This is a genomic window from Alcaligenes sp. HNGD-HTN06, from assembly GCF_049932565.1.
Classification (GTDB): Bacteria; Pseudomonadota; Gammaproteobacteria; order Burkholderiales; family Burkholderiaceae_B; genus Alcaligenes; species Alcaligenes ammonioxydans.
This window is the reverse complement of record NZ_CP187782.1, coordinates 592,962-615,576: the sequence shown is the minus strand read 5'-3', so window position 1 is coordinate 615,576 and position 22,615 is coordinate 592,962. Positions and strand designations below refer to the sequence as shown.

General features: G+C 58.2%; 25 protein-coding genes. 11 read left to right on the top strand and 14 right to left on the bottom strand.

Going from position 1 to position 22,615, the window contains the following annotated elements:
* Positions 1-3: 3 nt before the first annotated feature.
* The 3 genes from fdhF to ACOZ42_RS02855 are packed head-to-tail and all read left to right on the top strand — an operon-like array spanning position 4 to position 4,074.
* Entirely contained in the window at positions 4-2,928 is a 2,925-nt protein-coding gene (gene fdhF, locus ACOZ42_RS02865; RefSeq protein ID WP_003803752.1) for a formate dehydrogenase subunit alpha, read from the top strand.
* Positions 2,929-2,959: 31 nt separating this feature from the next.
* Positions 2,960-3,826, top strand: a complete 867-nt coding sequence (gene fdhD, locus ACOZ42_RS02860; RefSeq protein WP_003803754.1) for a formate dehydrogenase accessory sulfurtransferase FdhD — start codon at positions 2,960-2,962, stop codon at positions 3,824-3,826.
* Positions 3,823-4,074, top strand: a complete 252-nt coding sequence (locus ACOZ42_RS02855; protein ID WP_003803755.1) for a formate dehydrogenase subunit delta — start codon at positions 3,823-3,825, stop codon at positions 4,072-4,074. The genes fdhD and ACOZ42_RS02855 overlap by 4 nt, the downstream gene beginning before the upstream one ends.
* 165 nt (positions 4,075-4,239) lie before the next feature.
* Here the strand turns inward: ACOZ42_RS02855 and ACOZ42_RS02850 are convergent, their stop codons facing one another.
* Together ACOZ42_RS02850 and ACOZ42_RS02845 are read right to left on the bottom strand one after the other, a co-directional pair.
* Positions 4,240-4,701 (bottom strand): universal stress protein, encoded by a 462-nt coding sequence (locus ACOZ42_RS02850; RefSeq protein ID WP_003803758.1) that lies wholly within the window; start codon positions 4,699-4,701, stop codon positions 4,240-4,242.
* Positions 4,702-4,788: 87 nt separating this feature from the next.
* Complete coding sequence (locus ACOZ42_RS02845) at positions 4,789-5,130, bottom strand: TIGR01244 family sulfur transferase (RefSeq protein WP_003803759.1); 342 nt, start codon at positions 5,128-5,130, stop codon at positions 4,789-4,791.
* Between the two features lie 50 nt (positions 5,131-5,180).
* On the opposite strand from ACOZ42_RS02845, the gene ACOZ42_RS02840 reads away from it, so the two are divergent.
* Entirely contained in the window at positions 5,181-5,777 is a 597-nt protein-coding gene (locus ACOZ42_RS02840; RefSeq protein WP_426345529.1) for a GNAT family N-acetyltransferase, read from the top strand.
* Positions 5,778-5,786: 9 nt separating this feature from the next.
* Here the strand turns inward: ACOZ42_RS02840 and ACOZ42_RS02835 are convergent, their stop codons facing one another.
* Positions 5,787-6,545 (bottom strand): ChbG/HpnK family deacetylase, encoded by a 759-nt coding sequence (locus tag ACOZ42_RS02835; RefSeq protein WP_100214885.1) that lies wholly within the window; start codon positions 6,543-6,545, stop codon positions 5,787-5,789.
* A gap of 66 nt (positions 6,546-6,611) precedes the next feature.
* Here ACOZ42_RS02835 and ACOZ42_RS02830 point away from each other — a divergent pair, with 66 nt between their 5' ends.
* Positions 6,612-6,989, top strand: a complete 378-nt coding sequence (locus ACOZ42_RS02830; protein ID WP_039943765.1) for a GtrA family protein — start codon at positions 6,612-6,614, stop codon at positions 6,987-6,989.
* On the opposite strand, the gene ACOZ42_RS02825 is transcribed toward ACOZ42_RS02830, so the two are convergent.
* The gene (locus ACOZ42_RS02825; RefSeq protein ID WP_237714450.1) at positions 6,928-8,598 is read right to left on the bottom strand and encodes an ArnT family glycosyltransferase; all 1,671 of its coding nucleotides are present in this window, start codon (positions 8,596-8,598) and stop codon (positions 6,928-6,930) included. The two genes, ACOZ42_RS02830 and ACOZ42_RS02825, sit on opposite strands and share 62 nt — an antisense overlap.
* Positions 8,599-8,722: 124 nt before the next feature.
* Positions 8,723-9,742, bottom strand: coding sequence for a glycosyltransferase family 2 protein (locus ACOZ42_RS02820; protein WP_003803766.1), 1,020 nt, complete (start codon positions 9,740-9,742; stop codon positions 8,723-8,725).
* Between the two features lie 344 nt (positions 9,743-10,086).
* Between ACOZ42_RS02820 and ACOZ42_RS02815 the strand changes: the two genes are divergently transcribed.
* Both ACOZ42_RS02815 and ACOZ42_RS02810 read left to right on the top strand, forming a co-directional pair.
* Positions 10,087-10,491 carry a group III truncated hemoglobin gene (locus ACOZ42_RS02815; protein WP_003803768.1) on the top strand — a complete coding sequence of 135 codons (405 nt, stop codon included), beginning with the start codon at positions 10,087-10,089 and terminating at the stop codon, positions 10,489-10,491.
* A 2-nt stretch (positions 10,492-10,493) separates the two neighbouring features.
* Complete coding sequence (locus tag ACOZ42_RS02810; RefSeq protein WP_003803771.1) at positions 10,494-10,946, top strand: RrF2 family transcriptional regulator; 453 nt, start codon at positions 10,494-10,496, stop codon at positions 10,944-10,946.
* On the opposite strand, the gene ACOZ42_RS02805 is transcribed toward ACOZ42_RS02810, so the two are convergent.
* The 8 genes from ACOZ42_RS02805 to ACOZ42_RS02770 form a co-directional block, all read right to left on the bottom strand.
* A complete protein-coding gene (locus ACOZ42_RS02805; protein ID WP_426345528.1) occupies positions 10,932-11,210 on the bottom strand; it encodes a hypothetical protein in 279 nt (92 codons plus the stop codon). The genes ACOZ42_RS02810 and ACOZ42_RS02805 overlap by 15 nt on opposite strands.
* Positions 11,211-11,232: 22 nt before the next feature.
* On the bottom strand, positions 11,233-12,441 hold the full coding sequence (serA, locus tag ACOZ42_RS02800) for a phosphoglycerate dehydrogenase (protein ID WP_131071291.1): 1,209 nt from the start codon (positions 12,439-12,441) through the stop codon (positions 11,233-11,235).
* Positions 12,442-12,664: 223 nt separating this feature from the next.
* Positions 12,665-13,666, bottom strand: a complete 1,002-nt coding sequence (locus ACOZ42_RS02795) for a cytochrome-c peroxidase (RefSeq protein WP_426345527.1) — start codon at positions 13,664-13,666, stop codon at positions 12,665-12,667.
* A gap of 274 nt (positions 13,667-13,940) precedes the next feature.
* Complete coding sequence (locus tag ACOZ42_RS02790) at positions 13,941-14,645, bottom strand: ABC transporter ATP-binding protein (RefSeq protein WP_059318648.1); 705 nt, start codon at positions 14,643-14,645, stop codon at positions 13,941-13,943.
* The gene (locus ACOZ42_RS02785) at positions 14,638-15,456 is read right to left on the bottom strand and encodes an ABC transporter ATP-binding protein (protein ID WP_003803775.1); all 819 of its coding nucleotides are present in this window, start codon (positions 15,454-15,456) and stop codon (positions 14,638-14,640) included. Before ACOZ42_RS02785 ends, ACOZ42_RS02790 begins: the two co-directional genes overlap by 8 nt.
* A complete protein-coding gene (locus ACOZ42_RS02780; RefSeq protein ID WP_003803776.1) occupies positions 15,453-16,415 on the bottom strand; it encodes a branched-chain amino acid ABC transporter permease in 963 nt (320 codons plus the stop codon). Before ACOZ42_RS02780 ends, ACOZ42_RS02785 begins: the two co-directional genes overlap by 4 nt.
* A 3-nt stretch (positions 16,416-16,418) precedes the next feature.
* Positions 16,419-17,339, bottom strand: a complete 921-nt coding sequence (locus ACOZ42_RS02775; RefSeq protein ID WP_003803777.1) for a branched-chain amino acid ABC transporter permease — start codon at positions 17,337-17,339, stop codon at positions 16,419-16,421.
* A gap of 20 nt (positions 17,340-17,359) precedes the next feature.
* Positions 17,360-18,529: an ABC transporter substrate-binding protein gene (locus ACOZ42_RS02770; RefSeq protein WP_003803778.1), complete on the bottom strand. Its 1,170-nt coding sequence runs from the start codon at positions 18,527-18,529 to the stop codon at positions 17,360-17,362.
* A 325-nt stretch (positions 18,530-18,854) separates the two neighbouring features.
* Here ACOZ42_RS02770 and ACOZ42_RS02765 point away from each other — a divergent pair, with 325 nt between their 5' ends.
* The 4 genes from ACOZ42_RS02765 to ACOZ42_RS02750 all read left to right on the top strand — a co-directional run bounded on the left by ACOZ42_RS02765 (position 18,855) and on the right by ACOZ42_RS02750 (position 21,817).
* Positions 18,855-19,292, top strand: a complete 438-nt coding sequence (locus ACOZ42_RS02765; RefSeq protein WP_003803779.1) for an Ivy family c-type lysozyme inhibitor — start codon at positions 18,855-18,857, stop codon at positions 19,290-19,292.
* Positions 19,293-19,364: 72 nt separating this feature from the next.
* The gene (locus ACOZ42_RS02760) at positions 19,365-19,559 is read left to right on the top strand and encodes a heavy-metal-associated domain-containing protein (protein WP_003803780.1); all 195 of its coding nucleotides are present in this window, start codon (positions 19,365-19,367) and stop codon (positions 19,557-19,559) included.
* A gap of 219 nt (positions 19,560-19,778) precedes the next feature.
* A complete protein-coding gene (ada, locus tag ACOZ42_RS02755) occupies positions 19,779-20,843 on the top strand; it encodes a bifunctional DNA-binding transcriptional regulator/O6-methylguanine-DNA methyltransferase Ada (protein WP_426345526.1) in 1,065 nt (354 codons plus the stop codon).
* A 224-nt stretch (positions 20,844-21,067) separates the two neighbouring features.
* Positions 21,068-21,817 carry an SDR family oxidoreductase gene (locus ACOZ42_RS02750; protein ID WP_131071289.1) on the top strand — a complete coding sequence of 250 codons (750 nt, stop codon included), beginning with the start codon at positions 21,068-21,070 and terminating at the stop codon, positions 21,815-21,817.
* Positions 21,818-21,876: 59 nt separating this feature from the next.
* Here ACOZ42_RS02750 and ACOZ42_RS02745 read toward each other — a convergent pair whose 3' ends face one another.
* On the bottom strand, positions 21,877-22,614 hold the full coding sequence (locus tag ACOZ42_RS02745; protein ID WP_426345525.1) for a cytochrome c biogenesis CcdA family protein: 738 nt from the start codon (positions 22,612-22,614) through the stop codon (positions 21,877-21,879).
* Between the last annotated feature and the right edge of the window lies 1 nt (position 22,615).

Sequence of the window (22,615 nt, the reverse complement as noted above, 5' to 3'; positions counted from 1 at the left end):
ACCATGAAAGAAACAGTCGCCGTACGCGAACGTGACCTGGGCACCCCAGCCTCGACCCAGACCGAGATGGTCAAGCTGACCATTGATGGCCAATTGATTGAAGTGCCCGTGGGCACTTCCGTGATGCATGCCGCCGCCTTGGCTGGCATCAACATTCCCAAACTGTGCGCCACCGATTCACTAGAAGCCTTTGGCTCCTGTCGCCTGTGTCTGGTGGATATCGAAGGCCGCCGCGGCCACCCTGCCTCCTGCACGACGCTAGTGGAAGAAGGCATGGTCGTGCAGACCGAAAACGACACCTTGCACAAGCTGCGCCGCAACGTGATGGAGCTGTACATCTCCGATCACCCGCTGGACTGCCTGACCTGTCCTGCCAACGGCAATTGCGAGCTGCAGGACATGGCCGGCGTCGTGGGCCTGCGCAGCGTGCGCTACGGCTTTGACGGCGCCAACCATCTGGACGACACCACCGACAACTCCAATCCTTACTTTGCCTATGACTCCAGCAAATGCATTGTCTGCAATCGCTGCGTACGTGCCTGTGAGGAAGTACAGGGCACTTTCGCGCTGACCGTAGACAAGCGCGGCTTTGAGTCGCGCATCACTGCCGGCCAGAATGATGATTTTCTGGGCAGTGACTGCGTCTCCTGCGGTGCCTGCGTCCAGGCCTGCCCCACGTCTTCGCTGATGGAGAAATCTGTCATCGACCTGGGTCAACCCGAACACGCCGTCATCACCACCTGCGCTTACTGCGGCGTGGGTTGTGGCTTCAAGGCCGAAATGAAGGGCGACAAGGTCATTCGCATGACGCCCTGGAAAGACGGCAAGGCCAATCGTGGCCACGCCTGCGTGAAAGGTCGTTTCGCCTGGGGTTACGCCACGCACCAGGATCGAATCCTGAACCCCATGATTCGCAAGAAGATCACCGACCCCTGGCAGGAAGTGTCCTGGGAGGAGGCTCTCAACTACGCCGCCTCCGAGTTCCGTCGCATTCAGGATCAGCACGGTCGTGACGCCGTGGGCGGTATCACCTCCTCGCGCTGCACCAACGAAGAGACCTATCTGGTGCAAAAGCTGGTTCGCGCCGCCTTTGGTACCAACAACGTGGACACCTGCGCCCGCGTCTGTCACTCTCCGACCGGTTATGGTCTGAAAATGACACTGGGTGAATCGGCGGGTACCCAAACCTTTGACTCGGTCATGCACACCGATGTGGTGATTGTGATCGGCGCCAACCCCAGCGCGGCACACCCCGTCTTTGCGTCGCGCCTGAAACGACGCTTGCGCCAGGGCGCACGCCTGATCGTGATTGACCCGCGCCAGACCGAGCTGGTCAGCTCGCCGCACATCCAGGCCGATTACCACCTGCCGCTGCGCCCCGGCACCAACACCGCCATTATGACCGCCATGGCTCACGTCATCGTTACCGAGAATCTGGTCAACGAATCCTACGTGGCCGAACGCTGTGATACGGCCGCTTTTGAGGAGTGGCGCCAATTTGTCAGCCAGCCCCAGAACTCGCCAGAAGCCATGGCCGAGATCTGCGGCGTGTCCGCGGACGACATCCGTGGTGCAGCCCGTCTGTACGCCACCGGCGGCAACGGCTCGATTTACTACGGTCTGGGCGTGACCGAGCACAGCCAGGGCTCCACCACGGTGATGGCCATTGCCAACCTGGCCATGGCCACCGGCAACGTGGGGCGCGAAGGCGTGGGCGTCAATCCGCTGCGTGGTCAGAACAACGTGCAAGGCTCCTGCGATATGGGCTCGTTCCCGCATGAGTTCCCCGGCTACCGTCATGTCTCCGACACAAGCGTACGCCAGCAATTTGAACAGGCCTGGGGCGTGCCCCTGCAGTCCGAACCTGGGCTGCGCATTCCCAATATGTTTGAGGCCGCCTTAAGTGGCAGTTTCAAGGGGCTGTACTGCCAGGGCGAGGACATTGTTCAATCAGACCCCAATACCCAGCACGTGGCCGCCGCCATGGCCGCCATGGAGTGTGTGGTGGTGCAGGATCTGTTCCTGAACGAAACCGCCAAATACGCGCACGTTTTCCTGCCTGGCTCGTCTTTCCTGGAAAAAGACGGCACCTTCACCAACGCTGAGCGCCGCATCTCGCGCGTGCGCAAGGTCATGGAGCCCAAAGCCGGCATGGCCGACTGGGAAGTCACCTGCGCCTTGGCCCGGGCTCTGGGCTACCCCATGAGCTACGATCACCCCAGCCAGATCATGGACGAGATCGCCCGCCTGACCCCCACCTTTACCGGCGTGTCCTACCAGCGCATTCAGGAACTGGGCGGCAGCGTGCAGTGGCCTTGCAACGAACAGGCCCCGGATGGCACCCCCACCATGCACATTGACCAATTCGTGCGAGGCAAGGGGCGCTTCATGTTGACCCAGTACGTCCCGACTGAAGAACGCAGCAGCCGCAAGTTCCCCTTGCTGCTGACCACCGGTCGCATCTTGTCGCAGTACAACGTGGGCGCTCAGACCCGCCGTACCGAGAACGTCGCCTGGCATGCCGAAGATTTGCTGGAAATTCACCCGGCAGATGCCGAGGACCGAGGCATTCGCAGTGGTGACAAAGTCTCGGTCAAGAGCCGAGCTGGCGAGACGGTCTTGCGTGCAACGGTCACCGAACGGGTGCAGCCAGGGGTGGTCTATACTACGTTCCACTTTCCCGAGTCGGGCGCCAATGTGGTCACCACCAACAATTCGGACTGGGCCACCAACTGCCCCGAGTACAAAGTGACGGCTGTGCAGATTCAACGCGTCACGTCCGACTCGGCGTGGCAAAACCGCTGGAACCGCTTCAACGAGATTCAGCAGCGCCTCCTGCAAGGCGAGACTGTCCCCGCCGCGGACCTGCCAGACCCGGAGGATCACCCCTGCTCGCCGGAGCATGCCCCGGCGGTCGCGAAAGTATGATGCGTACTAACCGACCTTAAGGAGTTGCCACGTGAGCCAGGCAGATTTTCGTGATGCCAGTGCCCCTGCCACCGTATGGCGGCAGGCGCGTACCCCGGCGCAAGCCAACACCGGAAACCTGCCCCAGGAGGACCAGGACATGCTGGCCCGCGAACAAGCCGTTGCCCTGGAATTCAATGGCATCAGCCATAGCGCCTTGCTATGCAGTCCCAGCGATCTGGAAGATCTGGCCTACGGATTTTCCATGACTGAGGGCATCATCCGCGATGCAGACGATATACGCAGCGTGGATGTGCTGGAAGGCGAACGTGGCAGCTTGTTGCAGATCGAGATTGCCAGTGCGTGTCAGCATCAGTTAAAGGCACGCCGCCGTCAGCTGGCAGGCCGTACAGGCTGTGGTCTGTGCGGCCTGGAAAGCCTGGACGAGGTACGCCGGGCGCTGCCCCGTCTGCAAGCTCCCCATCACCGGCCCGATGCCAACGCCATCTTCCGGGCTCTGGATGCCTTGCGCTCCAGCCAGCCCTTGCATGGCCTGACCGGGGCCACTCACGCCGCTGCCTGGTGCAATCTGCAAGGCGATATCCTGGCCGTTCGCGAAGATGTTGGCCGTCACAACGCGCTGGACAAGCTGCTGGGACACCTGCTGCGCAACGATATTGATCCCCGCTCTGGCATGGTGCTGATTTCCAGCCGTGCCAGCTTCGAGATGGTCCAGAAAGCCGCTGCCATGGACATCAGTTTCGTGGTGGCCGTCTCCGCCCCCACCACCTATGCTGTACAGATTGCCGATGAACTGGGCGTCATGCTGGCCGCCTTTGCCCGTGACCGCAGCTTCACGCTGTACAGCCATCCCCACTACCTGAATTCTGCCGAGTCTGCCTCGGCCACCTCACCATGAATATTGTCCCTTTGATTCCCATGGCCAACCAGATCGGCCAGTTCTTTGAAACCCTGAGCAATCGGGAGCAGGGTCTACGCGAAATTGCCGACCATATACAGAAATTCTGGGACCCGCGCATGCGTCGCTCCCTGCTGGATTTTGTAGAGCAGCACCCGAATGGCAAAAGTGAAGATGGCGAGCTGACCGCCATCGTGCTGCAAGCTGTCCTCACGCACAGGCAGCAGCTAGAGCCGCGCCAGCCATAAACCGGCTCTGCGCAAGCCTGCGGCCACTGTGCCTACAGCCAGCCCCCAGGCTAGCTTTTTTGATGCCATACCTCTTCAGTAAACGCGCGGATCAGACCTGGCCACGGCAGGCTGTGAAGATAAAAAAACCCGCCTGGGCGGGTTTTTTTAGGGACCTGAAAACGATCAGTCGTGTTCTTTGACGCGATACACCAGTACGGTGTTTTTGGCCATGTTCAACACCTTGATGGTGACACTGCCCAGCAACAGGCGAGACAGACCACTGCGGCCGTGGCTGCCGATAAAAATCAGATCACACCCTTCCTGCTCGGCGACCTGCACAATACCGTCGGCCACGTTAAAGTTGGACACGGATTTACCGGTCGCCTTTACACCCGCGGTTTCGGCACGATCCAAAATCTGCTGCAGGTATTTTTGTGACTGTTCTTTGGCGGTTTTGTCGTAGTCCTCGTCGGTGATGGCGTAAGCCGCGGCCATACCATCAAAACCCACCGTGGCGGCAAACGGCTGCGTCACGTGCAAAGCCAGAATTTCGGCTCCCATTTGGCGGGCAAAGGTCACGCCCTTGTTGGCTGCCTGAGAGGAGAGCTCGGAACCGTCAGTTGGAATCAGAATTTTCTTGAACATGGCATAACCCCTTTGAATGGAGACAGATAGCTTAGCGCTGCTTACAGACGCAGGACAAGCGGATAAACACCTGAACCTTGAGCCAGGTCAGGTTTCGTTCAATGCGCGAAACAATACGGCACAACGTGTGCCGGTGCGGCAATAGGCCAGGGTCGGGGCTGGCAAGGCTTCCAATAATTGGCCAAAACGGGCAACATCAGCAGGGGTAATGGCACTACCGACCACCGGCTGATACTCTACCTGCAAGCCTGCTGCCTGAGCGGCCTTCATCACATCAGCTGACAAAGGCTGATCGGGGCCGCCCTCCAGGTCAGGCCGGTTGATAATAACGCTTTTGAAGCCCGCATCGGCTACCGCTTGCATGTCCTCTCCCGACAACTGAGGGGCGACGGCCAATTGCTCGGTCAAAAACTGGTGTGGAAAGGACATAGACACTCCTGAAGTCGGGATAAACTAAATCAGTTCAAAGGAAAAATAGTATGTTCCCCCCCGAGAGTACGCAAGCCCCTTTCGCCTCGTCCCTGCCTAAAGGCAGCCAGGCCAGCACCTTGCTGATCCGCCCCGCCAGTCTGGAAGACATGGCGGCGGTGCAAGCCATCTATGCCTATCATGTGCTGCACAGTACGGCGACCTTCGAACAAAGCCCGCCTGACGAACAGGAAATGCGTCGCCGTTTTACCCAGGTGCAGGAGCTGGGCCTGCCCTGGCTGGTCGCACAACTGGATGGGCAAATCGTCGGTTATGCCTATGCCACCAGCTACCGATCCCGCCCTGCGTACCGCTTCACGGTAGAGAACGCCATCTATCTGGCTCAGGGGCAGATTGGCAAAGGCCTGGGCAAGGCGCTATTGGAACAAGTGGTGATGGAGTGCGAAAAAGGTCCCTGGCGACAAATGGTGGCTATTATCGCCGGCCATGACAGTCGGGGCTCCATCGCATTGCACCGTTCACTGGGCTTTGCCCATGTCGGCACCCAACCGGCGGTGGGCTATAAATTCCAGCAATGGATTGATGTGGTCATCATGCAGCGCAGCCTGGGAGAAGGCAGCCACAGCCTGCCTGCCACCCAAGTCTAGCAACCCGGTTCAGGCGATTCTCAGACTGTACTGATCCAGCCATTGTTGCAGCTGCGGGCTGGCGAGCACCTCATACTCCGCCAGCCGCTGTGCGCCCACCGGGTCATCAGGCACGCTGCGTAGCGCGGGGTGGCACATCATGCTGTCTCCATGCTGCATGACAGCCAGCCAGGCCCTGACCAGTTCACCGTAGCGCTGCCTGCCTCCCTGGAAATCGTACACACCGGTAAAACCGGTATTCAAGGTGATCCCCCGGGCCCGGGCCAAGCGTGACAACTGGCTGGAACCGAGGGCCGCAATAATCCGTGCCTTGAATCGGTCCTTGAACGCAAAGCCGCTTGCCAGTCGATCAGCGCCGGTATAGCGCAGCCAGGGCAAGCGGGCGGCATAGCGACGCTCCACTTCGGCCAACAAGGCCTCACGAATCATGGGTAGCTGATGCACATGTTGGTGCCCATCAATGTAGTCAGGCCCCTGTCCCATGACCTGCTCAAACTTATCCAGCTGGCGGGCCACGCTGTCCTTGATCTTCTGGCTGTCCAGACGATTCAGCAGGCTGCGAATAATGACCTGCTTGAGCGGCATCGCATAAACACCCGCTTGTCCGGCAAACTCGGTAAAATTCAGATGCAAGCCTTTTTGCAAGGTACTCTGACGCAGCGCTGGAGCATTTTGTATAAAGCTGTTCCCATCGACCAGGCAGGAGGTTCCTGTCAGGCGCCGGGCCTGGGCCAAGCTCAAGATGGCCTCGTCTACTGCCTGGGCCATGCCGAAATCATCCGCGCATATACTGATCTGCCTGTCTTTGGCCACCGCTCGCTCCGCTTTCGCTTTATGTCTCGTCAAATCATTCTGTTCATTCTGGTCGGCACCCTGGCCGCCTTCACGCACTGGGGGATTGTAATCGCCCTGGTGCAAACGCTGAGCCTGTCGCCCTTGCTGGCCAATCTTTTTGGCTGGCTGACTGCCTTTCTGGTGTCATTTGGCGGCCATTACTGGCTGACCTTCCGGTCCCAGAATGCCCGTTTCCTGCCCGCGCTATCCCGTTTTTTTCTGGTGTCGGCTGCTGGCTTCGCCGTGAACGAAGCCAGCTACGCTTTCTTGCTGAATCACTCCGGCCTGCGTTACGACCTGCTGCTGGGCTTGATTCTTATTGGCCTGGCGGTGCTGACATTTCTGGCTGGGCGACTGTGGGCGTTTCGCCGCACATAAGCTCGTACTCATCGCTATCAAAGCGCCACAAGGCGATGCGCTGGTCATCATACAGGCGCTGGGCATGGTTGAGCACCTGGCTTTGGCGCACCGCGTCAGGCGCACCGATCAGCCACACTACGGCTGCCCGGTCCCGGCACAACTGCTGGCGCAGGGTTGGCCGGTCTATCAAGATCTGCGCCCCGCGATGAGGCTCGAAACGGGCCGCTTCCACTAGCTCCTTACGCCAGCTATCCGTATGCATGATCTCCGGATCATCCCAACGGCCCATCACACTGACGTTCGACATGCCCGGTACATAAAACCCCAGATCGTAGCGGTAGTCATTGAGATAAACGATACGATCTCCCTTGTGGTACTGGGCGGCAAGAACGCGGCCCAAGGCCTGACTATTGACCTGTGGACGTAGCACCATGGTCAATACCGCGACCAGACAGACCGTGAGGCAAACCGCCACACTCCCGACAGCAAAACGCGCTACTTTCGCTTCCCCCTCCCGCTGGCTTTGGCGGATCAGACCATCGGTCAGAAAAAAAGCCCAGGGCCCCATGGCGGGCAGCACATAGCCCAGCAGCTTGGACGTGGGTATGGAGAAAAAAATCAGGACCGTCAGCAAAGCCGACAACATCAGCCCCCGTACCGCCCCCAAGCCATCCGGCGTGTGGTCGGCGCCTCGGCCCCGCCGGAACAAAAAGGGCGTCCACCCTAAGGTGGCCACCGGCATCAAGGCGAAGTAGAACCAGAAGGGTTGCGGGTTGTTAAAACCCGTTTCCAGAAAGCGCTGGAAATGCTGGTAGACGATGTAATAGTCGAAAAATCCCGGATAGCGGGCTTGCATGACCCACATCCAGGGCGTGGCCACCAATGCCAGCAGGCCCAGGCCGGTCCAGGAAAACAGCCGCAGCAAGACGCGCCACTGACCACGCCCCAGCAACCAGAACACCAGCACGCCACCGGGAATCAGAATCCCGATCAGGCCTTTGGCCAGAAAGGCCAGACCCGCCATGACATACAGTCCCATCAATGCCAGCCGATAGGCGCGTCCCTGCTCCATTTGCAAGGCGGCATGTGCACCAAGCAGCACACAGCTGCTGATCAAGGCCGCCACTGTCATATCCAGATTGGCGTAGTGGGAAGCGCCGAACAGCAAAGGACTGCTGGTCAGGATCAAAGCCGTCCAGGCGGCATGTTGCCGACTGGCATGACGCTTCAAAAAGGCATGCATTCCGGCAATCAGCAGCGCGGCCATCAGGGCCGGGACCAGACGGGCGCCGACAAAATTGACGCCCAGCACTTTCAGACTCAAGGCGGTGAGCCAGTAATGCAGCGGTGGCTTATGAAAAAAAGGCAAACCATCCAGACGCGGCACCAGATAGTCACCGGACTCCAGCATGGACAGGGCAACACCCACATAGCGTCCTTCGTCCGGAATCAGCAAGGGGTAGACTCCCAGCGTCAGAGCGAACCACAGCAGTGCGAGCAGTCCCACCCAGGCGCTGGGCAGCGTACCCAGGCGCTCTACGCCACGGCGCAGCCAGCAGGCCATCCCATCAGACTGCCCATGTGGGACCGTTGCGCCAGAAGGGGAAAATGAATTATCGATACTCATCGTTCACGATCAAACCAAGAGAGTGAGGCAGCCACTGTCGTGGCTGTCGACATGAATCAGAATATCGTTGTAGCGTTCAATTACATTTGACGGCATTTTGCCCATTAAACGGCAAAAATCACCTTCAATCCCCTGATGGAGCCTGACGCTGGGAGGCGTTCGGCTCCTGGCTTTGCGACGGCACGGGAACGGAGGACAAGCCCTGCCCCCGACGGCGATGAACCAGATATAAGGGCCGGTTTTTGACCTCGGCAAAGATGCTGGCGACATATTCGCCCACGACACCCAGCGACAGCATGTTCACGCCGGCAAAAAACAGCACCACCGTAATCAAGCTGGCCCAGCCCCGCACCGCATCGCCATAGAGCAAATGCTTAAAGATAATGAACAAGCCATAACTGAATGACAGCATGGCCAGTATCGCACCTAGCAAACTTAGCAAGCGCAGCGGCCAGGTGGTGAAGGCCGTCAGACCGTCCACGGCAAAGCGCAACAACTTTGCAGGACGAAAGCGGCTAACACCATGCAGACGCTCCGCAGGCGAGTAATAAATAGGTTCGGAAGGAAAGCCCACCCAGGCAAACAAGCCTTTCATGAAACGGCTGCGCTCGGGCAAGGCCAACAAGGCATCGACCACACAACGATCCATGAGGCGAAAATCCCCCGCGTCGCGTGGCACCCGCAAGCCATTGGACGTACGCATGAGCTTGTAGAACAAGCTGGTGCCAGCCCGCTTCATCCAGGTCTCGTCATCGCGGGTTTCGCGCACGGCATAGACCATTTCCAGACCCGTGGACCAACGCTCCAACATGGCTTCAATCAAGGCGGGGGGATGCTGCAAATCCGCATCCATACACACCACGACCTGCCCGCGACTGGCCTCCAGACCTGCCGTCAACGCCGCTTCTTTGCCAAAGTTGCGGGATAACTGCAGATACACCAGTTGAGGATAGGTTTGCCGCAACTGCTCAACCACCAACGGGGTTGCGTCCGTGCTGCCATCATCGACGAAAATGATTTCAAAATCCGGGACCAGTTCGCGCAACTTCGCCACCAGAACCGGCAGCAAAGCGGGCAGGTTTTCTGCTTCATTCAAACCAGGGATGACGCAAGAAAGCGTTTGGGCCTGTCTTTTTGTAATCATTATTCCTAGCGCACCATGTTGTAACAAAATAGGATTCAGCCAACAAAAAGTAATCGTAGCTTGCCAGCCCGCCTAGTGCAATTTACCTTCCGTGATACTTGTGTTTTATAAAGAACGCTGTTCAAAACCTGATCCACCTTTGCCCTGCCGGCTTGACCGGCCAAGCGTTCAGAACGCTACATCTACACTTCTGAAACTGCAGTCGAGTGTAGGGACACAGGCGTTGAATCTGCGTGAAATCAAGCACAGCAATGTGTGTAAACCAGATGTTTCCTTTCCGGCTTGACCCCGGCGAGCGCTGCCAATAAGATAGATAAAATATATATCTTTAAATTCAAAATATTATGGCTCTCAATCCTTTATGTACCCGCCAGGAAATTCATGATCTGGTCTGGGATTTCTATGACCGTATCCGGATGGACGATGTTCTTGGCCCGATTTTTTCAGAACGCATCAAGGATTGGGATACGCATCTGGGCGTCATGGAGGAGTTCTGGTCCTCCTTGCTGCTCAAGACAGACGGCTTCAATGGCAACCCGATGGCCAAGCACTTGTCGCTCCAGCACATTCAAGCCAGTCACTTTGAACAATGGTTGCGTCTGTTCAAAGAAACCTGCCAGGAGCGTGAAAACCGGGCCATGGCCGAGCTGGCACTGGAATATGCCCAGCGCATCGCCCGCAGCTTCTGGTTTGGCTACCAGTTCCAGCACAACCCCACCCAAGTAGCCACAGAGTTGCAACTGCCCTGATCATGCGTCTGACCAATCTTACCGATTATGCCCTGCGTCAATTGATGTATCTGGGCCAGAATGAAGACAGGCTCTGCACCATCGCGGAAATTGCCCAGTACCACCAGATTTCCCAGGCCCACCTGATGAAAGTAACCCATCTGCTTGCCAAGGGCGGCTGGATTCAGACGCAGCGAGGAAAAAATGGTGGGATGCGCTTGGCACGCCCTGCCGAGGACATCAATCTGGGCGAGCTGGTCCGTTACACCGAAACAGATCTTGCCGTGGTGGAATGCCTGGGCAGCGGCACCCATTGCATTCTGAGTGGGCGCTGCAATCTCAGCAGCATTCTCAAGCAGGCCCTGGTCCAGTTCCTGAGCTATCTGGACAATTACACCCTGCGTGACATTATTGTTCCGGGCAGCAGCCCCGAACAGACCATCGCCTGGCCAACCCGGTCCCTACACTCCGCCTGAGCGGGCACACAGGAGAGCGCTAGTCAGCAGGTGGCAGCGCAGCAGGTGGCAGCGCAGCAGGTGGCAGCGCAGCAGGTGGCAGCGCAGCAGGTGGCAGCGCAGCAGGTGGCAGCGCAGCAGGTGGCAGCGCAGCAGGTGGCAGCGCAGCAGGTGGCAGCGCAGCAGGTGGCAGCGCAGCAGGTGGCAGCGCAGCAGGTGGCAGCGCAGCAGGTGGCAGCGCAGCAGGTGGCAAATGGCCCCGGATTCCTTGGAATCCGGGGCCATTTTCACGATCTAAGGGCTCGTCTTACGCCGGGAAAATCAAATCGCTACGAACCGTGCCGGGATGCGCGCGGATTGCATCGAGCACCTCCTGATCAGGCACACGATCCAGGTCTGTCATGGCATAACCCAACTCGCCCTGCGTTTGCAGTTGCTGACGAGTGATGTTAATGCCGTGCTGAGCCAGAATATTGTTCAGGCTGCCCATCGCCCCCGGCACGTTGCGATGGACATGCAGCAAACGAACCGCCCCCTGGATGTCGTAGTACGACACCTCCGGAAAATTCACGGCCCCCTTGGTCGCACCACTGCGCAGATAACTGACCAGCTTTTCCGCCACTTCACGGCCGATATTCTCTTGCGACTCCTGCGTGCTACCGCCGATATGCGGTGTCAAAATAACATTGGGCATACCGATCAACGGGCTCTTCAAGGGCTCGTCCACGCTTTTCGGCTCGACTGGAAAAACGTCCAGCGCCGCCCCTGCCAGATGGCCACTGACCAGCGCCTGATGCAAGGCATCAATGTCCACGACCGTACCGCGCGAGGCGTTGATCAGAATGGAACCCGGCTTCATGGCCGCGATGGTCTCGGCATTCATGATGTTCTGCGTTCCCTGGCCACCGGGAACGTGCAAGGTCACTACATCAGATTCAGCCAGCATCTGTTTCAAGCTGCCGTAAACACGCGCATTGCTCAGAGGAAGCTTGGATTCGACATCATGATAGAGCACGCGCATACCCAAGGCCTCTGCCAAGGTGCCGACTTGAGAGCCGATATTGCCGTAACCAATCACACCCAGCGTCTTGCCGCGAATCTCGAAGGCACCATCGGCGCTTTTGTCCCAAAAGCCCTGATGCACACGCAGGTTTTTCTCGGGGATACGACGCAGCAACAAGATGGCCTCACCCAGCACCAGCTCGGCAACCGAGCGCGTATTGGAGAACGGCGCATTAAAGACCGGGACACCGCGGTTTTGAGCCTGCTCCAGGTCCACCTGGTTGGTCCCGATACAAAAGCAGCCCAGCACTTTGAGCTGGTCTGCCTGTTCCAGCACCCGGCGGTCAAACTGACTGCGGGAACGGATGCCCACAACTTCTGCGCCTTTGACAGCCTCCAGCAGCTCTTGACCCGACAAGGCTCCCTTGTAGGTCTGAATGTCGGTCAAGCCCGCCGCCTCAAAAACTTCACGGGCGCTAGGATGAATGTTCTCAAACAGGACAATGCGACTCATGATGGTTCCAGTCATTTAAATAGTATCTAAATGGTACTATTTTTTTGACCTGACTGAGTGAGCATCAACAATAGCAACAGGGGATTGGTGGACGGAGGGCAGAACCGGTCCCTCAATCCGCGCCCAACAGCAAAAACCCAGGCTTGGAAAACTGCTTCCAAGTCCTGGGTTAGTCGTACAGGCGGCGCCGGATCACTAGCGGCCGCCGCGGAACAGCTCCCTATCAGGAACCAAATGGCACCGGACGGGGTGTGTTGTCACGCGATGGGGGCAAAATAGGCAACGTGATTTCAGGCTGCTTGCCCGTCAGCGTTTTCAGGAACGCCACGATCTGGGCATTTTCTTCCGCAGTGAAACTGCGTCCCAGCTGCAGCCGGCCCATGGTGTCGACCGCTTCGGTCAGAGTATTGACCGCGCCGTCATGGAAGTAGGGGTAGGTCAACTCCACGTTACGCAACGTGGGCACCTTGAAATTGAAACGGTCGGCATCCTTGCCCGTTACAGCTGCACGACCTTCTGCAGGGTTCGTGGTCTGGTAGGGTTCGACCAGGCCCATTTTCTGGAAAGAGGTGCCGCCCAGGTTGGGACCATTGTGACAAGCCACGCAGCCACTGCCTTTGAACAGTTGATAACCGGCCAGTTCCTGATCTGTAATGGCTTTTTTGTCACCCTTTAACCACAAGTCAAAGCGGGAGTCCGGGGTCACCAGGGTTTCTTCAAACGCCGCAATCGCCGAGGTGACTTCATCAATACCGAAATCGTCCTTGCCAAATACCTGCTTGAACTCGGCCTTGTACTCGGGGATCGAGCTCAGAAACTCCATGGCCAGTTCATGTGTAAATGCCATTTCCTTCGGGTTGGCAATGGGGCCGCCGGCCTGCTCTTTCAGATCGCTGGCTCGACCATCCCAGAACTGGGCCAGGTTCAGGCTGGAGTTAAGGACGGTCGGTGAGTTGATCGGGCCTTCCTGCCAGCGATCCCCAATAGAGGTGCGGATATTGTCCGTGCCCCCCATGCTCAGGTTGTGGCAGGAATTACAGGAGATAAAACCCGAGCGTGACAAACGGGGCTCAAACCACAGCTTTTTACCCAGCTCCACCCATGCAGGGTCCGTGACAACGGCGGCAGGGATGGGCTGTACAGGTTCATTTTCCTGGGCCTGCGCGGCAGTGCCCAGCAACAAACCGGCAGCCAGAGCAGAGAGAGTGAACAGGCGTAATTTCATAACAACTTCCTTATGGGATGACAGAGCTTCCTGCCAGTAAGGAGTCCGGGTAGGACGCATAACCCTGCTGGCCTTATGGACATCGTAAGGAATGCCATTTCATTACACATTGATACATCGCAAGGAAAGAATCTTTCTTCAGATCGTTAGGGAACTTTCGGTGAAAAGTCCCCCTGCCTGACAAGCCGCTCCTATGAAACTTCAAAGTCTGAGACAAAAAAACCGCCTGTGCACGACCAGGCGGTTTGAGGACAATTATTGCAAATTATGTTTTTTACACGCCCAGATAGCGTGTCCACAACGTGCGGTCCGCTCCCAGTGCCTCAGAATTTCCCTGCCAGACCAATTTGCCCCGTTCCAGAATAATGTGGTGATCCGACAAGGCCATCAGGCGCTCGACATATTTGTCGATCAGCAAGATGGTCTGCCCTTCTTCACGCAACACGGCCAGACAGTTCCAGATTTCCTCACGTACCTTGGGCGCCAGACCTTCGGATGCTTCATCCAGAATCAGCAGCTTGGGGTTGGTGACCAAGGCACGGCCAATGGCCAGCATTTGTTGCTCACCACCCGAGAGCTGATTGCCCATATTGGACGCACGCTCCCGCAGACGCGGGAAAAAATCATAGACACGTTCAGGCGTCCAGGTTTTGTGCGCCTTGGGGTTGCGATTGCAGGCAAAGGCCGTCAGGTGCTCGGCCACCGTCAGGTTGGGAAAGCATTGACGCCCTTCAGGCACAATGGCGATACCGGCCCGGGCGATACGGTCCGGATTCCAGCCTGCAATGGACTGGCCGTCGAACTTCACATCGCCGCCGCGCACGGGCAACTGGCCCAGAATGGTTTTCAGCAAGGTGGTCTTGCCCATGCCATTGCGACCCAGCACTGTCACTACCTGACCGCTGCGAATGGACAGATCCACCCCAAACAGCACCTGACTGGCGCCATAGCCACTTTGTAATTGAGTCGTTTCAAGCATGGCTTTCCACCTTGGTTGGAGCTGGCGTGTCATCGTCGCCCAGATAAGCTTGGCGCACCGCCTCGTTGTCGCGGATCTCGGCCGCAGTACCAGTCGCAATAATGTGGCCAGCCACCAGCACGGAGATCCGGTCAGCCAGGCGGAACACCGCCTCCATATCGTGCTCGACCAGCAACATGGTGGCCTTGCCGCGCATGGTCTCGATCAGCTCGGTCAAGCGCAGCGTTTCGTCCGGCCCCATGCCTGCCATAGGCTCATCGAGCAACAGGACTTGCGGCCGGCTGGCCAAGGCCAGGGCAAACTCCACCTTGCGCTGCTCGCCATGCGGCAAAACACCGGCCTGGGTATGCAGCAGCGAGGCATCAATGGCGCATTCGGCAGCCAGGGCACGGGCTTGTTCATACAGCTCGGTTTCCGTCTGCCGCGCACGCCAGAAGCGGAAACTGCTGCCACTACAGGCCTGCAGGGCCAGTACCAAGTTATCCAGTACCGTGTAGTTCTTGAAGATATTCGTGATCTGGAAGGACCGTGCCAGCCCAGCGGCAACGCGCTGGTGACCGGACAGGGCCGTCACATCGCGCCCTCCCAGCAAGAGTTGCCCCGAGTCCGGGCTCAGGGTACCCGACAACAAGTGAATCAGGGTCGATTTACCGGCCCCATTCGGGCCGATCAGACCATGGATTTCACCGGGAACCAGATCCAGGGAAACATCATTGGTAGCCTGCAAAGCACCAAAGCGCTTCATCAGACCACGGGCTTGCAAAGCGGCTGTGCCGCTGCCCGCCTTGGCGGCGGCTATCGTGTTCGTCATGCTTGCTCCTTGGCGGCCGTTGCCGGATCAGCAGCCGAACGGACACGTACCAGTCCGGCCAGTCCTTTGGGTGCGAAAAACACCACCAGCAGCAACAAAATACCCAGCGGCATATGCCAGTACTCCGTCCAGTTGCGCAGGATTTCTTCCAGCACCAACATCACGAACGCCCCCAGCGCACCGCCATACAACAGTCCAATCCCCCCGACCAGCACCATGATGATCAGGTCGGCCGACTGGGTCCAGTTCATCAGGCTGGGCGAGACAAACAGGTTGTGGTTCGCCAGCAAGGCGCCGGCCAGGCCCATGATGGCGCCACTCAGGGTATACGCCGTCAAACGGATGCGATAGACCGGGTAACCCAGGGTCGTCATGCGACTTTCGTTTTCACGGGTGCCCATCAAGGCCTGTCCGAAACGGGCATTGACCAGACGGTTGAACAGGAACAGAACCACAAGCAGGATAGCCAGAACCAGGTAGTAAAAGCTCAGGTCATTGCTCAGATCGATTCCGGGCAGCGACGAGGGGCTATACATATTCAGGCCGTCCTCACCCCCGTACTGGCGCAAGGAGATGAACATATAAAAGATCATCTGGGCAAAGGCCAGGGTAATCATGATGAAGTACACACCACGGGTACGCAGCGACACCGCCCCCGTCAGGAACGCAAGCAGACCGGAGATCAGCATGGCAGCAGGCCAGGCGACCAGGCCGCTTTGCACACCTTCTGTGGCCAGAATACCGACGGTGTAGGCCCCTGCCCCAAAAAAGGCGGCATGACCCAGCGCCACCATCCCGCCATAGCCCAGCACCAAATTCAAGGCACTGGCCGCCAGGGCATAGATAAAAATGCGGCGAACAAACGAAATGTAGAACTCAAGCCCATACATCGGTGCAATCAAGGGAAAGGCCAGCAAAGCCAGCAGCACCAGGGCCGACAAAATACGCGAAGTAGACATACATTAACCTCGCGCCGGGAACAGGCCCGAAGGACGGAAAACAAGAACCACCGCCATCAGAACGTAAATCGAAATGGCAGCAATCGTAGGCCCGACGCTGGAAGCGACGTCAGCCGGGAAGATATTACGCAGCAACATGGGCAGGAACGCACGGCCAGCAGTATCGACCATCCCCACCAGCAGAGCGCCCACAAAAGCGCCGCGAATCGAGCCGATCCCACCGATCACGATACAGACCAGAACCAGGATCAGAATATCCTCGCCCATACCGATCTGAACCGCGGTAATCGGGCCGAGCAGCGCACCGGCCAGCGCAGCCAAGGCGGCGCCCAGCGTGAACACGCCCAGGAACAAAATAGGCACCCGCACACCCATCAGGGTGGCCATCTGCCGGTTGGAGGCGCCTGCCCGCACCAGCACACCGGCTCGTGTTTTGGTCACGAAGGCATACAAGGCCAGCGCCATCACCAGACCAACCGCAATAATCATCAGACGGAAGGCGGGATAGAGGAAATCAGGCAAGAGTTCTACCGGCCCGGACAACAAGGCGGGCATATTCAACATTACGGGGGTTGGCCCCCAAATCATTTTGACCACATCGTTGGCGATCAAAATAACGGCGTAGGTTCCCAGTACCTGAGCCAGGTGGTCACGAGTGACCAGCTTGCGCAGAATGAGAATTTCCAGGGCAATACCGACCAGGGCTGTCACTGCCACCGCCACCACAATGGCGGCGGTAAAAGACCCTGTACGCTGCATGGTTTCCGCGGCCACATAGGCTCCCGCCATATAGAGGGAGCCGTGGGCCAGGTTCATGATATCCATAATGCCAAAGACCAATGTCAGGCCCGCGGCAATCAGAAACAACATCAAACCAAACTGCAAACCATTCAGCAATTGCTCGCTAATCAGAATGAGCGACATGCTTTTACCACCTGTGAATCTTAATTAAGTTTGCAATCTTTGGCGTAGACGTCCTGGTAGGAGTCAAACACCTTGCTGACCATACGGTTGACCAGACGTCCATCCTGGTCCTTGACCACTTCACGCAGGTAATAAGCCTGGATAGGGAAGTTGTTGTTGCCGTAGGTAAAGGGGCCACGCACCGAGTTGTAGTCGGCCGCTTTCAATGCCTTGAGCACCGCCTCACGGTCCGAGACTTTGCCGTCCACTTGCTTGACTGCGGCATCGATCGCCAGAATCACGTCATAGGCCTGCGCGGCATACACTGAGGGGTAACGACCGTCGTAGGCTTTGCGAAACTCCTCCACAAAGGTCTTGTTGGCCGGAACGTCCAGATCAGGCGACCACTGCGCGGTATTGAGCATGCCCAAAATCGGCTCGCCCACGGCGGGGATGATGTCCTCGTCACCCGAGAAAGCCGGGCCCAGCAAGACCACATCTTTGTTCAGGCCAGCCGCCACAAACTGTTTGATGAAGTTGATGCCCATGGCGCCGGGCAGAAAGAAAAACACAGCCTGAGGCTTGGCGGCACGAATCTGGGCCAGCTCTGCCGAGTAGTCGATCTGACCGAGCTTGGTGTAGAGCTCATCGCTGACCGGTTTGCCATACCCACGTTTGAAACCGTTCAGATGATCCTTGCCGGCTGGATAGTCAGGAGCAATGATGAACATCTTCTCGTAGTTGCGGTCTGCCGCCACTTTGCCGGCCGCCTCGTCAAACGCATCGTTCTGATAGGACACCCCAAAGAAATAAGGATTGCAGCCTGCGCCGGCCAGTTGGCTGGGGCCTGGATTGCTGGTCAGGTAAGGCACCTTGGCCGAGAACAGAGCAGGAGCGACAGCCAGCGCCACGTTGGAGCCGACAGGCCCGGTAAAGAAGTCGATCTTGTCACGCTGCACGAAACGATTGACCAACTGGCGGGCCTGGTCGGGATTACCGGCCATATCCTGCTGGATGAACTCGGCCGGAAAGCCGCCCAGCTTGCCGTCCAGTTGCTTGATGGCCAGATTGAAACCGTCACGAACCTCGCCCCCCACGGCAGCAAACGGACCCGAGGTGTCCATTGCCATCCCCACTTTGATGGTTTCGGCCTGAGCCAAAGAACCGCCAAAAGCCGCAGCCAAGGCCACGGTCAATGCAATACCTTTCATGTTATCTCCTTGCGCCACCGCGCTTATAGGCTGTCTTTATCTAAGATGCACAGCAGATCGAACCACAAATGCAACCATGCCAACCGTTCATTTATAAATAGTTTAGTTATGAAACAATTTTGCTGGCAAGCTGTGGTTTTTACCTACACCTCCTCGAAATCCTGCTCATGCGACAGGAAACACGAACCTGTGCCAATCGCAGGGACGGATAAGCACTATAACGACTGCGGACACCGTCGTTTATGCACGTTTTCCTTGATTTTGTTAACAGTATCGCCGCTGGTCGGCTGCTAAACTGGGCGCTCGCCTCATTCTTGGAGATCCCATGCGTATTTCCCATTCCCTGTGCCGCCTGGTCCTGGGCAGCGCCCTGCTCCTTCCCTTTCTGAGCCATGCACAGTCCCCGGAATCCGTTTATCTGGCAGATCTGGCCAAGTCCAATCCGCACGTCGCCCAGCAATACCAAAAGCTGATGCAGGACGTGGCCAACAATGCCAGTTGGGTCAAGGACTTCGGCACCGCCTCACCAGGCCAAACCGTTTCTCTGGATGGACGCGACTATCAAGTCTTTTCCGGCTGCAAACCACATGACTGCCCCCGTGCCAGCTATGTCGTTCTAATGGATACGGAAAAGCAGACCCTGACCCAGGGTGCGTTCGTGGAGAACAAGGAAGCAGGCTTAGGTTTGGACAGCAGCCAAATTCAATGGCTGGGCAATCCGGAACTTGACCAGATCCGTCTGATGGCACCGGCCCTGTTTTAGGAAACAGGGCTTGACCTTGCCCCTGTGGCAAGCCTTAAGCTCGCTTCATTGTTTTTATCCAAGGAGTCAGCCATGTCCACCTTTTCTGTTCCCGACATGACCTGCGGCCACTGTGTACGCAGCATCACTGAGGCCATTCAGGCCGTTGCGCCTCAAGCCACGGTCAGCACGGACCTGGAAAAACATCAGGTCACCGTGCAGGGTCTGGATAGCGCACAAGCCCTGAAAGTGATTGAAGAAGCGGGTTACACGCCCAGCCCGGTGTAGACACACAGCGCCGGGCGCACAGCCCACGCATTCACACCACAAAGGCCGGTATCAACCGGCCTTTGTGCTCTGCCTGGAGCAAGAACACCTGTTGGCAAGGTTGGCATCACAACAGCCACCTTGGCCGAGGTACCCGCCGTTGACCGCAAGAATCGGAGTGCTGGCGATGAAAGACCCGCGTATTCTGGCGTCGTCATCAACATTGACAGGGCTTTTGCCATGAAGACGGACCTTGCTTACGAAACCGACGAGCAGCGCTGGGCGGCCGTACAAGCGCGGGATGCCGCCGCCGACGGCCATTTTGTCTATGCCGTGCGCACAACGGGCGTGTACTGTCCCCCAAGTGCCGGCAGTCGGCTGCCCAAACGTGAAAACGTTGAATTCTTCGATTCTGCCCAAGCGGCTGAGGCGGCCGGCTACCGTTGCAGCCGTCATCCCAGTAAAGACCAGAGCAGCGCTGCCGCCGAGCGGGCGGCCCTTGTCGCACGCGCCTGCCGTCTTATCGAGGCCTCGGACACCCCACCGTCACTGGAAGAGCTGGCCGCGCAAGTTGGCAAAAGCCCCTTTCACTTTCATCGACTCTTCAAGGCAGAAACCGGTCTGACGCCCAAAGCCTACAGCTCGGCCGCCCGGGCACGCCGACTGCGCAAAGAACTGAGCAGCCCAAACACCTCCATTACCGATGCGATCTACGACAGTGGATTCAATTCCAACAGCCGGTTTTACGAGGCCTCCGGTCAATTGCTGGGCATGCGCGCGCGCGACTACCGGGCTGGCGGCGCCGGGGCCGTCATCCGCTTTGCTGTGGGCCAATGCTCGCTGGGTGCCATCCTGGTCGCTCAGAGCCAGCGCGGCATCTGCGCTATCTTGCTGGGTGAGGACCCCGAGCAATTGCTGCGCGACCTGCAAGACCAGTTTCCCAAAGCCGAACTGATTGGCTGCGACGCTAAGTTCGAGCAATTGATCGCCCGGGTGGTCGGTTTTGTCGAGAACCCGTCGATCGGTTTGCACTTGCCCCTGGATGTGCAAGGCACCGCCTTTCAGCAACGTGTCTGGCGTGCGCTGTGCGAGATCCCACCCGGCGCTACGGCCAGTTATACCGAGATTGCTGATCGCATCGGCTCACCCAAGGCAGTACGCGCCGTGGCCCAGGCCTGCGCCTCCAACCACCTTGCGGTCGCGATTCCCTGCCACCGCGTCGTACGACGCGACGGCGATCTGGCAGGCTATCGCTGGGGCGTAGAACGCAAACGCGAGCTGCTGCGCCGCGAGGCACAAGACTGAGGACGGGCCAACTGCCCGGCAACTGCGGCTCCCTCGCTCAGGACAGATACCCGCGCTTGCAATACCTGCCAAACAACACGACGCCACGGCCACCAGGCCTGTCATGCGAACCGTCTCCTTCACGCCTTGAGCCTGCCGAATTCGAGAACAAGAAACGGAGTTCCGCGCGAGCTCAGGATCATTACGATGTGAGCTCTCAATGAACCCAGTGGGAGGTTTCACAAATGGCTTTACTGGATGGCAAAGTGGCAATTGTCACGGGGGCATCGTCGGGTATCGGACGCGCCACGGCACTGATGTTTGCGGCCCACGGGGCGGCACTGGTTCTGACGGCAAGACGTGGTGCCTTGCTTGAGGAACTTGCCAGCACCATCCGGCACGATGGCGGAGAGGTCGAGCTGGTGGTCGGCGACATTACTCAGGCCCAAACCCATGAGCGGCTGGTTGCAGTCGCCCTGAACCGATTCGGCGGTTTGGACATCGCCGTCAATAACGCCGGCATCATCGGCCCCCTCAAACCTCTGGTAGCGATAAGCCCTGAGGAATGGCAACACACACTCCAGACCAATCTGACCGCAGCCTTTCTAGGGGCCCGCAGCCAGATTCCGGCCATGCTCACGCGTGGCAGCGGTTCACTGATTTTCACCTCCAGCTTTGTCGGCACCAGCGCGGGCCTTCCTGGCATGGCGGCCTACGGGGCTTCAAAAGCCGCACTCATGGGATTGGTAAAAGGCATTACGGCTGACTATGCGGCTCAAGGCATCCGGGCGAATGCCCTCTTGCCTGGCGGCACCGATACAGACATAGCCGGAGACCCCAGCACCAAGGAATGGGCAGCGGGGCTGCATGCCCTGAAGCGCATCGCCCAAGCAGACGAAATTGCGTCCGCTGCGCTCTTTCTGGCCAGCCCCTTGTCCAGTTTTGTTGCCGGATCAGCCCTGTTCGCGGATGGCGGCAATGCCGCCGTAAAGTGACGCCGCACTGCGTCCTGAGCACAGAGGAGTCCCTGCACGGACTCCCGGCGGACAAAGGCTTAGCCCAGTTGTCCTAACACCGGGAATGTTTTGAGCACCCAGATCGCAAAACGGGCCAGTTCACCGCTTGCCATGGCCCAGCCCATCACAATCAACACCAGACCCGCACCCCAACGCACATAGCGTCCAATCGTGCGAATTTGCGTCATGCGCTGCAAAAAGGGCGTCAAAAAGCACGCGGCCAGAATGAAGGGAACACCCAGGCCCAACGCATATACAGACAGCAGGATACTGGCTTTGCCTGCGCTGGCGGTACTGGCCCCCATCATCAGAATGCCAGCCAGAATCGGGCCGATGCAGGGAGTCCAGCCAAATCCAAATGCCAGCCCCATCAGCGTTGCGCCACCGGGGCCCGCCGCTTTACCGGACTCAAAACGGTAGTACCGTTGCAGACTCATGGGCATGCGCAGCACACCCATCACACTCAAACCGGCTAAGGCCACCATCACGCCTGCCGCCACATTCAACTCATAGCGGTAGGCCATCAAGAGCTGGCCCAGGTAAGACAGGCTGGCCCCCAAGGCAATGAACACCAGCGAAAAGCCGGCAACAAAGCACACGCTGCGGCCCAGTAACTGGCTGCGCTTGACCCGGGTATATACCTGGCCGTCCCCGGCCAGATAGGACAGGTAGCCGGGAACCAAAGGCAAGACACAGGGGGACAAAAACGAAGCCATGCCCGCCAGAAACGCCGTTATCAGGGCAATCAGGCCCAAATCCAGAGACGCTATTTCCATA